Source organism: Leisingera sp. F5 (assembly GCF_001593695.1).
The window spans coordinates 1-1,052 of the sequence record NZ_LUKH01001404.1; the positions used below are offsets into that span (position 1 = coordinate 1).

General features: G+C 59.9%; 1 protein-coding gene. It reads left to right on the plus strand.

Annotation, left to right across the window (positions count from 1 at the left end):
- Positions 1 to 7: 7 nt before the first annotated feature.
- Positions 8 to 1,052 (plus strand): urea carboxylase-associated family protein (locus tag A2I95_RS41795; RefSeq protein ID WP_291738138.1); only part of this gene is annotated, 1,045 nt, incomplete at its 3' end.

Here is a 1,052-nt window from a genome sequence, read left to right on the forward strand (position 1 = left end):
GAATGACATGAGCTTCCCTGAAGTTGTCAAAGGGCCGCCCAAGCCGTCCGGACTGTATCAGCCGTCGGTGTTTTCACTGCCCAAGGGGACTGAGCGTTACGTCGTCGAAGGTTGCGGTGCGATCCTGATCCGGGTTGAAACCGGCGATACGGTGACGGTGACCAATGACGAGGGCGGTCAGCCCTGCGAAATCGTTGCGGTTGAGGATAAGGGGCGCATTGATGCGGGTGTCATCGGCGCGGCAGCCAACTGCGATGCCGAAGGGTTGAAGGCGCTGCTGACCTCGACGGACCAGTCCTTGCGCGGCTTGCGGCTGGGGATGGAAGCACGCGGTATCGACTTGGCGCAGGGCGGTGCGGTGCGGTTGTTTGATGCGGCGACGCCTGCAAAGACCGAGGAGAGCTTTACCGCGCAGCGAGACGGTGTGGTGATCATCGCCGCACCGGGCGGGATCATGGACTTTGAACAGCAGGACACAGCGACACCGCTGACGGTCATGGTTAAGCGGGCAGTGATCAAGCAGGTCGCGCGGTTTGAATTGCCTGATCCGCTGGCTGATCCGGTGCTGGACCTGCGGATCAAAAGTGCAACTGCCGAAGCCTATTTTGTGAAGGCTGGCGACTACATCCAGGTGCTTGATGTTGATGGGCGCCAATGTACTGATTTTCAGTGTTTTGCGGCCCGCAAGCTGGACAAGGGGATCGAGCATGCGCTGGACGTGACCACAACCCGGACGCTGATGGGCCATGCATATCCGATGCCGGGGCTGCACGCAAAATACTATGACCAGGACATGCTGCCGCTGGTCGAGGTGGTGCAGGATACTGTTGGCCGTCACGATGCTTTTGCCTTGGCCTGCGCTGCCAAATACTATGACGACATCGGCTATCCCGGACACGCAAACTGTTCGGACAATTTCAATGGTGTATTGGCCCAGCACGGGGTGACGCCGCGCGCGGGCTGGATGGCGATCAACTTCTTCTTCAACACCGGGCTCGACGACCATGGCGTTATGTATGCCGATGAGCCCTGGACCCGGCCCGGCGATTACG